Consider the following 11160-nt stretch of genomic DNA (forward strand, 5'->3'; position numbering starts at 1 on the left):
TGCCACCCTTCGCAAAACGACTTAAGGTGGTTATTGCGGCGGGGCTCACCTCTTCCCATCCCGAACAGAGAAGTTAAGCCCGCCTGCGCAGATGGTACTGCAGTTTGTGGGAGAGTATGTCGTCGCCTTTCTTTAGTGAAGCCCAGCTTGAAAAAGCTGGGCTTCTTTTTTATAGGTGCGACGCAGTTCGGGCATAGCCCTCGGGTCGTCGCCTTTCTTTTGAAAATCCTCATCATTTATTTGATGGGGATTTTTTGTTTTGTATTCTTGCAAACTGAAGTTAGCGTACCTGAAGTCGACTGGGCTTCCTCTATATATCATATGCTCAGTTATGGCAAAGCCCTCGGGTCTTTTGCAAATCCCTCATGGAAACATGCTTTTTTTGTTTGTGTATTTCATAAAAGCAATAATAAGTGAACTATTTCTGCATATGGACTTCCCCCTAAATTCTTATATGTTCCGCTCTGTTGAATTTCTAACTTGATTTTGTTGCACTATTAGTTTTACTTTTTTTAAGTTTTGGTAATGCTTAGTCTTTTTTGGCAGAAAAGAATAAGGATGTTAATCAGTTTCTATCAATTGATTTATATCAGAATATCTCAAAATAAATTGCAGCGATAACTCAAAAAGTAAATTTAAGAAACAGAAATGCATTATTGCGGCAATTATATTTTAAAAGTGTTAAGTTTTGATTTTCAAATTTTTTATTAATGAATTCTGTATTTTTTGTTAAGTTTGTTTGTTATAAAGCCAGGAAACTAAAAATTATAGATATCAAAATAAAAAGCCTCCTATTCAATATGGCAAGTATTTTCATGAGTCACCGGATAAAAGATAATGATGAAGCAGAAAACCTTGCTAACCATCTGCGCAACGAAGGGCATAATGTCTGGCTTGACATATGGGAAATAAATATTGGAGATTCGATTTTAAAAAAGATGAACGAAGGGTTGCAAAGTGCAAATTATCTTATACTTTGTTATTCCGATGAAGGCGTGGAATCGGAATATATAAGCCGTGAATGGTATGCAGCTTTGCATATGCAATTACAAGGAAAATCTATTAAGATCTTGCCGGTACGGCTTACAGGTGGTACTGCGCCTGCAATTTTGCAAGACATTAAGTATGCAGATCTGGCTAAAGATTATGATATAGGTTTGTCTCAACTTTTAAAAGCTATAAAATGACTTTGACCAGAAAGATATTAATAGCCCATGCTAAAGACGAAGAAGCAATTGCTCAAGAAATTGCAACACCATTATTGGATGCGGGTTACAATATTATCCACGGTGGAACATTTACGATAGGCGAAAGTATTATCGGAGAGACTTCTTTACTTTTGGCGCAAAAAGTCCCTGTTATTTTATGTGCAACCTATAAAGCGGTTTCTTCAAGATCTAACCGTAAGCTTATAAATGCTGCCAAGGCATGCGGATCAATGATTTTTGTATTGCAGATGGATGAAGATATTTATATTGAACAATTGACCTTAGATACAAAAAATGGAGAGTACTGGAAAAATCCGATAGGTACAATTAATGAGTTGATTTTATCGTTGGCTCACTATTATCCGCAAACTACAGATGGTCGTGAAATAAAAAATACATTAAAAATTGTTTTTTTACATGATTATATTTTGCCTAAAAAATTTATAGCAAGAGAGAACGAAATCAAGAGGTTAAAAAATATTATTGCAAATAAGTTCGATACGACCACCCAGGAAAAGGTTAGTCTTTTAAACATCGTAGCGATTGGAGGCACCGGAAAATCCTGCCTAGCACGTAAAATTGTTGATGAAATCGAAAAACAATCTTCTTTTCGATATATCATTTGGTTTTCTTTCTATGATTCAAAAACGGAAGACGAATCATATTTTTTCAAAAAGATCCTTGAAGTTATTGACGATGATTTCTCGGTCTATTATAAAAATCTTTTAAATGAAATCTCTTTAGCTAATGAGCTTTCCGATGGTGGGATAGATTTAAAAAATAATGAAATCAGGTATTTAAGGGATCGCACATGTAAAATTATCGATGAAATTGAAACGCTATTTTTTATTGATGGTCTTGAAATTATCCAGAACATAGTTGATGAAAAAGCATACAATTATGGTAATTTATCAAATAAATTCAGCCATTTGGAATCCTTTTTACGGCATGTCTGTAACAATCATTTTTCAATTGTTATCATAACGAGTAGGGTTGGTATTTCTAATTTTCGCGAGTCCGAAGGATATTTAGAGATGGAATTAGATACCTTTTCAAAGGAAGAAGGGGCAGAGTACTTAAAATCATTTAATGTGATAGGTACAAAAAAAGAACTCAACGAATGTTCAGATTTTCTTGGAAATCACCCGCTTTGCCTCAAAGCTGCAGGCTTATACCTTGGGCGTATCAGAATACCTTGTACGGAGCTAAAAAAAGAGTTGGATAAAAAAAATATCTTATACAATAGTAAAGAAGGGGAAAAGCTGGTACGCATACTCGAATTGTTCAGACAGCAACGTTTATTAACTACAGAAGAGGAGTATTTTTTGAAAATGCTCAGTCTCTCTGACAGACCGGTAACCAATAGCGATTTTAAGATATTGGTAGCAGACTATAATAATGAAACTAAAGGCGATATTTATACCAGAATTGAAATAATTGAACCACTTTTGAAGCTGGGCCTTATCGATGAAATATTCCAGTTAGACACTGATGCATTTTACTATTCCGTACACCCACTCCTAAAATTTGCTTACCGAACATGGTTTGATGATTCTCCATTGACTGATGCCTATGAAATTTGGGCTCAAGCTGCAGAAGCAAAAGGAATGATGCGCAACCTTGATGATGTCAGATTGATAGAACATATACAAGACTTCATCGATGCAGTCGATTTTTATTCTAAAGCACAAAATCTGGTAGGAATAAAAAAAATATTTCTTACAGCAGAATCGTTTATCCCTGTGAATGCTATACTCGTTCAATCCATAAAATGGAAACCCTTATGGAAGGAATATATGGTAAAAATAGAAAATGCTATTGAGGAAAATCAAATTGTTTTTTCAGACTCTGATAAATTCAGATTTTATTTTATGTCATCGTTAGGTGCTGAAGTACTTCAGAAAAAATTAATATTCCTTGAAAAAGCCCTAGCAATTGACAATACCTCCGATATTTATGCTGAAGAGCCTATATTTATTCACATGATAGGCACTTATATACAATCAGGACTAATTAAAAAAGCACATAAATTTCTTAAAAAGCATTATTCAGTACTTAAATATCATGAGGATTTTAAAGATACATTATGTATGCTGGAATTCGCAAAAGGAAATTATAAAAAGGCGGCAGATTTGTTGAATGCGCAACTAGAATATGCTTATGGTCATGAAAGAACGAAATTAGCATGGAAACTTGCACCCTGTCTTATAAGGATGCAAAATTACTATACTGCGGAAAATATATTAATGAATGCTCTCCAGGACAATACCTGTCAAAGTTGTAATTCTAACATTTTGCGGATTCTGGTTATGCTGGAACTTAGAAAAAATAATAATCAAAAAGCGACAGAATATCATGCAGCGTTTTCAGCATTGCATAACGATTACATAAATCCGTTGGATTATTTAAGTTTTGAGAATTATCTGCCTGAAGATCTTATAAATCTTGCAACCGGACATCACAAAATGATAATTGCTGATAAAGAAAAAAAATTAGAGTTTGAATTTAATAATCAGGTGCCTTCGGAAAAAGTTCTAGATTTAGTTTTATTAATCAGAGGATACATTTATGATGAAAACTACACGGATGCAGCTTATTATTATCATTTGGCTAATGAATTGATGGAAGAGAATAATTTTTGGAAATATAAAGATGAGATTTTTGAAATCCGAGATATATTATCCCTTAACAATTACTGAAACCAATTTAGAACAAGAGTATGGTATAGAAAATAGCAGGGATTTCACAATTACCTCACTCAATATCCTTAATATATTCATCATATTCCCGATAGAATAACTCTAAAGCCGTCATCTTCTCTTCAAAAAAATCAAAAATCACATCCCAGTAATTTCGGTTGCTGACGCTTACATTTTCCTTTTCAACCCAAATCCGGCTGATGGTTTTGCCGTTTTCGAGATGGAAATTTTTTTCAAAAACCAGATTCTTTACAAATTCTTCTTCCAGAATGCTTTTGAGCGATTCCAATTTTTCAAAATACTGTAGCCTTTTTTCCTCGTTTCGATGCTCAATGTCAATCAAAACCTGCGCTTTGCGGTTATCAACATAGAATTTAAAAGAAAAATCCTTGATTTTCGTATCATACAACATCCATTTTCGCGGATATTTCTCCGCAAAAGCAATCCAGAATTCGCGTTTGAGTCTTTGGGTTTCTTCTCTTGAATACATTTTGGGTGCAAGGTATTGGGTTCAGGGTTTAGGGTTCGCAGTAAGTTTTCACATTGTATTAACTTGCGGAAACCTATTTCTGACCTATATTTATCTTTTGCAAAAATAAACTTTGCTTATGGATTTTGATGCATTTCTCGCCCTGGTTCCGAAAATAATTGAGGCAAAACTTCCCGATGACGTTTCGCACCAGAAAATGGCGCCGCTCGAACGCATGGAAATCATGAAAAACCTCGACCTTGAAAAAGCCAATCCGAGAAAGGCAGCTGTGATGATGTTATTTTACCCGAAAAATAAGAAGGCACATCTAGTTAGTTATCATAAGGAATACTTATCCCGGCGTACACTCGTCTCAAATCGCATTCCCCGGAGGTAAAGTGGAGTTGTTTGATGCCGATTTTGAACAAACTGCCTTGCGTGAAACCCATGAAGAAGTTGGGATTTTGCCTTCACAAATTACTGTCGTACGCGCTTTTTCCGATGTTTACATTCCGCCAAGCAATTTCTTGGTTTTCCCGTATTTAGGTTATAGCAAAGAAGAATTACAATTTATTGCGGATCCGGCGGAAGTAGCAGGAATAATTGAGTTACCGCTCGACGATTTTCTCGACGATACGATTGTAGTTTTGAAAAAAATGGCGACTTCCTATAATTCTTCCATCGATGTTCCCGGATTTAATATCGACGAACAGATTGTCTGGGGCGCAACTGCAATGATGATGAGCGAATTGAAAGATGTTTTGAAGAAAGTGATTGGTGGTCAGTAATTGGTATCCAGTGATCAGTGGTTGGTGGTCAGTCGACATTCGAAACTCCCGAAAAATTTCGTAAATTCGCTGTTCAATCAAGATTTAAAATATGGGATTATTCAAAAGAAATCCTTTCGGGCATATACTTTTCATTAAAAAATGGCTCATCCGCATTTTCGGCGCAATTACACACAGGCGTTATCGCGGATTCAATAAACTGCACATTGACGGGTCAGAAATCATTCGTGATTTGCCGCAGCAAAATGTTTTATTTATTTCCAATCATCAGACTTATTTTGCAGATGTAGTTGCGATGTTTCATGTGTTCAATGCCAGTTTAAGCGGCCGCGAAGACAATATTAAGAATATCGGCTATTTATGGCAACCGAAGCTCAACATATATTACGTCGCCGCCAAAGAAACGATGACCGAAGGCTTATTGCCGCGAATTTTATCTTATGTAGGCGCCATCACCGTTGAAAGACCTGGCAGGCCAAAGGAAAAGACGTGCAGCGCGAAGTCAACCCAAATGATACCGAAAATATCCGAATTGCCTTAAATGACGGTTGGGTAATCACCTTTCCGCAAGGAACAACAAAATCTTTCAAGCCCGTCAGAAAGGGTACTGCGCACATTATCAAAACCTATAAACCGGTTGTTGTTCCAATCGTAATAGACGGTTTCAGGCGTTCATTCGATAAAAAAGGATTGCGGATGAAAAAGAAAGGCATCCTGCAATCGTTCATCATAAAAGAACCTTTGAAAATCGATTACGAGAACGCTACTATTGAAGATATTGTAGAGCAGGTAGAATATGCCATTGAACAGCATCCTTCATTCCTGAAAGTTTTATCACCCGAAGAATTGCAGGCGCAGGAAGAACTCAACCGCCTTCGCGAATTCCACGTTGATAAAAACCTCGAGAAAAATCTTGAAAAAGAAGAGGATTAGAAAACCGCTTCGACTTTATAACCTTGCTTCCTGAGCAATCTGATCACACCATTTTCACCGCCTAAATGCGCCGCGCCAACGCCAAAGAATGTCGGTGTCGTTTTGATGATTTTCTCAATTCTCGGAATCCAGTTCTGGTTGCGGTTCGTCAATAACTGCGATTCAAATTTTGACGTCAGTTTGTTCTCTGCCGTTGCCGAAAATTCGAGCATTTTATTAAGGTCATGCGTGTTGTAAACGGCAAGCATTTCCTGAAATTCCTTTTTGTCATTCGCCAGATTATCTTTTGCCGATTTTACGAGTTCGTCCATTTGGTCTTTGTACGGAATGTCGTCAAAAACGTGCATCTGCTCTTCAACAGTTTCGAGTCCGAACACTTCTTCATTATACCTTTTACCGATTTTCATCAAATGCTCTTCGACAGACTGCATCGGACAATCCAAAATTTTCGGGATAAACATCGCACTGATAAAAAACGGCTTGATGGTTTTGATCATTCCCAATGGGACGCCAACATTTTCCTGTATGAAATTCGACAGCATATCGTAATCTTCTTTCGTGGTCAGTTGATCAAGCGTTTGCCCGTCTTTCATATTCATATCTTTCATCATTGCCATCTGCATGCCCGGATCGTCCATGTCGAGTTCGAGGTATAATTGCTTGGTTTCCTTCAGTGCATTTTCAACTTTTTTATCAAGCAAAGAATCACAGGTCGCGTGAATTGTCCCGTACAAATAAGACGTTTTCGCGCCTTTACCCGAAATTTTCCACAACAATGATTTCTCCAATTGCTGTGCATTCGAACTGACAAAAAAGAAAGCAATAATTATCGATAAAAGATATTTCATTATAAATCGATTTTTTTAAGTTCTTCGTAATTTTTCCGCAAGCGTCTCAGCAATATACCATACAACAATCGATAAAAAAGCCAGATCAATCCGACAAAAACCGCAATAAAAACAATCGACATCGCCGCAACAATCGCATAATAAGCCGTGCTGCTGCCGTGCTCAATGAATTTATTCCGTATCGCAATCGTTTCTGCGTCATAATTCAACTGCAAAGTCAGCACGACAATGGCGCCGATAATTCCAAATACAATATTGAACCAGACATAGTAATTAACTGTTTTCCTAACTTTCAAAATGCTTTTTATCAGCGTTTTCGCGTCGTCGGTAACCGATATCTTCCTGTAATTCATATAAAAAAGATAGAAAAAATACACAATCACGACATTCCCGACAACAGTCAGCGTGAGCATAATATTCTCCACATGCATGCTGTCAAAGCGTTTCATCAAATCGCCGTCTTTAAGGCAATAATTAATCGCCGCCCAAAAAACGAACTCCAAAATACTGATAATCAAAATCCACTTCACAATCGAAGATGATTTCTTATGCAGCATCTTATAAATCTCGTTTTCCGACACCTGGTTAAAGGAATGCTCGTCCTTCTTCAGGCCTTTTTCAATAAATCCAATTCTTCCATAACTACGGATTTAATATTTTTTTGAGTTTCCCCTTAATTCTGTTCATTTTTACCCTTGCATTCACTTCGCTGATCCCCAAAGTCTCCGAAATCTCCTGGTAATCCTTATCTTCCAGATACATAAAAACCAGCGCTTTCTCAATGTCATTGAGCTGATGCACCGCTTTATACATCAATTTAATCTGCTCTTCCTCTTCATAATTATAATCCTCGTCCTTCAAAAAATGACGCGAATTGTCATATTCTGTCGTCGCGACAGAACGCTTGCTTTTTCGGTATAAAGTAATGGCGGTGTTAAGTGCGACGCGGTAAGCCCAGGTTGAAAATTTGCTTTCACCGCGAAATTTCGGAAACGCTTTCCATAGCTGGATCGTGATTTCCTGAAACAAATCCTTATGCGCATCATCGCCATTGGTATACAACCTGCATATCTTGTGAATGATATTCTGGTTGGTCTGCAATTGCTGCACAAACGATTTTTCTAAGTCGTCACTCATATACCCGTTAGTAGCATATTTATTGGTTTTGTTACATTTTGAAGCAGTAACATTGGCTCATTTTTCAACAGTCGTCCCGCTTTCTGCACTATCTTTTGCGCCGAACCCCGGCACAAAAGGATAGCTGCTGTCAATCGGGGCTAAAGATACTATTTTTTGGTTTTAAGAACTTTTAAGCAGGAAATCAAAACCCTTCCAGTTAAAGGCTGCAAGGGTTGTAAAAGATCACAGCTTCTCCAGCTTATAATAATTCACCATCAAATCAACGAATTTACTATAACTGTCCATCCCTTCCTTCTGCTGATTCGCTTTCAGAAAACTATCATAAACTACTTCAAAACCATCATCGACAAACGACTGGTATTGCTTCCAGAACTGCCGGCTTTCCTTATAATTCTGCAAAACCCCAACATTAATCAACGGAATGAATTCGTCGCTTTTGCATTCCTCAATCCGCTCCAAAGTATTCAGGCAATATTTCAGCGCAAATGAATATGCCGCATATTGAAAATACAAATCGTCATTTTTCGTACAAGCCAGAAATCCAATGAAATTCGCTTCACTTTCCGACGCATAACCCATCTGGTGCGCCATTTCATGCGTCACTGTCACGGGAAAATTATACATCGGAATCATATCATTCACCTGCGCCTCACCCGTAAACGGATTCAGGTAACCCGCAAATCCCATATAAGTCAACGGCAAACTGATAATCGAGTTCTTCACACTCGGATTCGTGTAAGTAAAATATGGATAGACCGCCGCGAGGTTTTTATAACCATTCAGGTTCTTTTCATAAACCTGCTGTCTCGAATACGGAAAAACAATTTTTTCGGTATCACTTTTGGTAATTTTAAACTGAATCGCATTCACTTTTACAATTAGTTTTTTAGTAAATGCACTCAAATCTTCAACAGAATATTCCTTTTTAATTTTCATTTTTTGATACAAAGGCACGCGGTAATAATTCGCCGCCCACAACAAATGAAATGCAAAATAAGCAACTGACAGGAAACTTAGGATTTTCAGTAAATTGTCTTTCCACAAATACCGCCACGTTTTCCTGACTTTAAAAAACCACCAAACGATAAAAAATCCCAGCAAAAAATAAAGTACATCACCAAACGAAAACGTAATCCAGCCAAATAGCGCCCGCATAAAATTGGAAACCCATATATATAAACCATTGCTGTAACAGTTTTCCACTGCTTCCGGAAAAAACTTCAGGATTTGCAGCGCGATAATCTGTACCAATAAAAATACGGGAAGAATAAATTTTTTTTTCACGGATATGTTATTAAACACGAATTTCACAAATTTTCACTGATTTGATTGAAATTCGAAATGTAAATATAATTCATAGTTTCAGATTTAACCGCAAAGCACGCTAAGATTTACGCTAAGTCTGCTAAGCAAAGTCAGCCAAAGCTTGGCGAACCTTACGAAGACTTTGCGTGCTTTCGGTTAAATTTTCTTGGGCTCAAATAAAAAGAAATGTTTCAGAAACTTTGTAACTTTATCCCAAAGTTTCAGGTACCAAAACCCTGATCCCAAAACCATAAACCTTAAACCCAAAAATCAGCCAGGAAATAAGAAACCTCGAACCAAAACAACTTTGGAACAAATTCGCCGACTTGAACGCCGTGCCACGCCCGTCAAAAAGAGAAGATAAAGTCATCGCTTTCATGAAAAACTTCGGCGAAAGCTTAGGTTTGGAAACTTTTGAAGACGATATCCGCAACGTCATCATCCGCAAACCCGCAACTGCCGGAATGGAAAACCGCAAAATGGTTGTCTTGCAATCGCATCTCGATATGGTGCACCAAAAAAACAACGACACCGTTTTTGATTTCGAAACACAAGGCATCGAAATGTATGTTGACGGTGATTGGGTGCGCGCAAAAGGAACGACTTTAGGCGCTGATAACGGACTAGGAGTTGCCACAATCATGGCGATTCTTGAAAGCAAGGACATTCCGCATCCCGCGATTGAAGCACTTTTCACAATTGACGAAGAAACCGGAATGACCGGCGCGCTCAATTTAAAAGGCGGTGTCCTGCAAGGTGAAATCCTATTAAATCTTGACACAGAAGAAGACGATGAAATCGACATCGGTTGTGCCGGCGGCGTTGATGTAACGGCTTCTGCAGTTTATGACGAAGAAGATGTTCCTGCCGGTTCAGTTGGTTATACAATTACTGTAAAAGGCTTAAACGGCGGCCATTCCGGAATGGACATCGATAAAGGCTTAGGAAATGCCAATAAAATCATGAACCGCGTATTGTTCGGCGGATTTGAAAACTTCGGATTGCAGGTTGCAGAAATCAACGGCGGAAGTTTGCGAAATGCAATTCCGCGTGAAAGCGTCGCCAAAATCATCATTGCCGGCATGTACGACGAAGCTTTCGTTTTCGATATGCAGGAAGTCATCAGCGACATCAAATCCGAATTCAAAACGACAGAACCAAAACTCGAAATCCTCATTGAAAAATCTGATTTGCCTTCAAAGGTAATGTCGGTTCCGGCGCAGGAAGGATTTTTACGTGCCGTTTATGCTGCACACAATGGCGTTTACAGAATGAGCGCTGATATGGAGAACCTTGTTGAAACTTCGAATAACATTGCCAAAATCACTGTCAAAGGCGGTGAATTATCAATTCAGTGCTTAACGCGTTCATCAGTAGAAACTTCCAAATTTGATTTGGCGAATGCTTTGCGATCGGCATTTGAATTGTTCGGTTGTGAAGTGACTTTCGGCGGTTCTTATCCGGGATGGACACCAAATGTCAATTCTCCAATCCTTGAAGTATTGAAATCGATTTATGAAAAGCAAAACGGAACGCAGCCGCACGTCGTTGCCTGTCACGCCGGACTCGAATGCGGGATTCTCGGAACCAATTATCCGGATATGGACATGATTTCATTCGGCCCGACCATCAAAGGAGCGCACAGTCCGGATGAACGCGCAAGCATTTCTTCGGCACAGAAATACTGGAAATTCGTGTTGGAAATCCTTCAGAATATTCCATTGAAGAATTAAATTCAGATTTCAGAAATATTTTAAATCCGCTCCCAAA

At 38.1% G+C, this 11160-nt stretch carries 10 protein-coding genes, 1 rRNA gene and 1 pseudogene; 7 read left to right on the forward strand and 5 right to left on the reverse strand.

Features of this window, described 5'->3' with window-relative positions; all coding sequences use genetic code 11:
• Nucleotides 1–22 precede the first annotated feature (22 nt).
• The 3 genes from rrf to ACSLFW_RS09835 all read left to right on the forward strand — a co-directional run bounded on the left by rrf (nt 23) and on the right by ACSLFW_RS09835 (nt 3907).
• A 5S ribosomal RNA gene (gene rrf, locus ACSLFW_RS09825) occupies nt 23–131 on the forward strand.
• Nucleotides 132–710: 579 nt separating this feature from the next.
• Nucleotides 711–1187: a toll/interleukin-1 receptor domain-containing protein gene (locus ACSLFW_RS09830; protein ID WP_436555598.1), complete on the forward strand. Its 477-nt coding sequence runs from the start codon at nt 711–713 to the stop codon at nt 1185–1187.
• On the forward strand, nt 1184–3907 hold the full coding sequence (locus ACSLFW_RS09835; protein ID WP_436555599.1) for a hypothetical protein: 2724 nt from the start codon (nt 1184–1186) through the stop codon (nt 3905–3907). Before ACSLFW_RS09830 ends, ACSLFW_RS09835 begins: the two co-directional genes overlap by 4 nt.
• A 55-nt stretch (nt 3908–3962) precedes the next feature.
• Here ACSLFW_RS09835 and ACSLFW_RS09840 read toward each other — a convergent pair whose 3' ends face one another.
• The gene (locus ACSLFW_RS09840) at nt 3963–4397 is read right to left on the reverse strand and encodes a DUF4268 domain-containing protein (protein WP_436555600.1); all 435 of its coding nucleotides are present in this window, start codon (nt 4395–4397) and stop codon (nt 3963–3965) included.
• Between the two features lie 118 nt (nt 4398–4515).
• Here ACSLFW_RS09840 and ACSLFW_RS09845 point away from each other — a divergent pair, with 118 nt between their 5' ends.
• The 3 genes and pseudogenes from ACSLFW_RS09845 (at nt 4516) to ACSLFW_RS09855 (ending at nt 6097) form a co-directional block, all read left to right on the forward strand.
• Nucleotides 4516–4773, forward strand: a complete 258-nt coding sequence (locus ACSLFW_RS09845; protein ID WP_436555601.1) for a hypothetical protein — start codon at nt 4516–4518, stop codon at nt 4771–4773.
• 1 nt (nt 4774) lies between these two features.
• A complete protein-coding gene (locus tag ACSLFW_RS09850; protein WP_436555602.1) occupies nt 4775–5164 on the forward strand; it encodes an NUDIX hydrolase in 390 nt (129 codons plus the stop codon).
• A gap of 91 nt (nt 5165–5255) precedes the next feature.
• Nucleotides 5256–6097 (forward strand): annotated as a pseudogene (locus tag ACSLFW_RS09855) (lysophospholipid acyltransferase family protein).
• On the opposite strand, the gene ACSLFW_RS09860 reads toward ACSLFW_RS09855, so the two are convergent.
• From ACSLFW_RS09860 to ACSLFW_RS09875, 4 genes are all read right to left on the reverse strand, one after another.
• Entirely contained in the window at nt 6094–6945 is an 852-nt protein-coding gene (locus tag ACSLFW_RS09860) for a TraB/GumN family protein (RefSeq protein WP_436555603.1), read from the reverse strand. The pseudogene ACSLFW_RS09855 and the gene ACSLFW_RS09860 overlap by 4 nt on opposite strands.
• Nucleotides 6945–7502, reverse strand: coding sequence for a hypothetical protein (locus ACSLFW_RS09865; RefSeq protein ID WP_436555604.1), 558 nt, complete (start codon nt 7500–7502; stop codon nt 6945–6947). Before ACSLFW_RS09865 ends, ACSLFW_RS09860 begins: the two co-directional genes overlap by 1 nt.
• Nucleotides 7503–7587: 85 nt before the next feature.
• Entirely contained in the window at nt 7588–8082 is a 495-nt protein-coding gene (locus ACSLFW_RS09870) for an RNA polymerase sigma factor (RefSeq protein WP_436555605.1), read from the reverse strand.
• Nucleotides 8083–8307: 225 nt separating this feature from the next.
• Nucleotides 8308–9369, reverse strand: coding sequence for a DUF3810 domain-containing protein (locus tag ACSLFW_RS09875; RefSeq protein ID WP_436555606.1), 1062 nt, complete (start codon nt 9367–9369; stop codon nt 8308–8310).
• A 290-nt stretch (nt 9370–9659) separates the two neighbouring features.
• Here ACSLFW_RS09875 and ACSLFW_RS09880 point away from each other — a divergent pair, with 290 nt between their 5' ends.
• Nucleotides 9660–11123: an aminoacyl-histidine dipeptidase gene (locus tag ACSLFW_RS09880; protein WP_436557422.1), complete on the forward strand. Its 1464-nt coding sequence runs from the start codon at nt 9660–9662 to the stop codon at nt 11121–11123.
• Nucleotides 11124–11160: the final 37 nt, after the last annotated feature.

The organism is Flavobacterium sp. 3HN19-14, assembly GCF_051373205.1.
In the GTDB taxonomy this organism is placed as follows: domain Bacteria; phylum Bacteroidota; class Bacteroidia; order Flavobacteriales; family Flavobacteriaceae; genus Flavobacterium.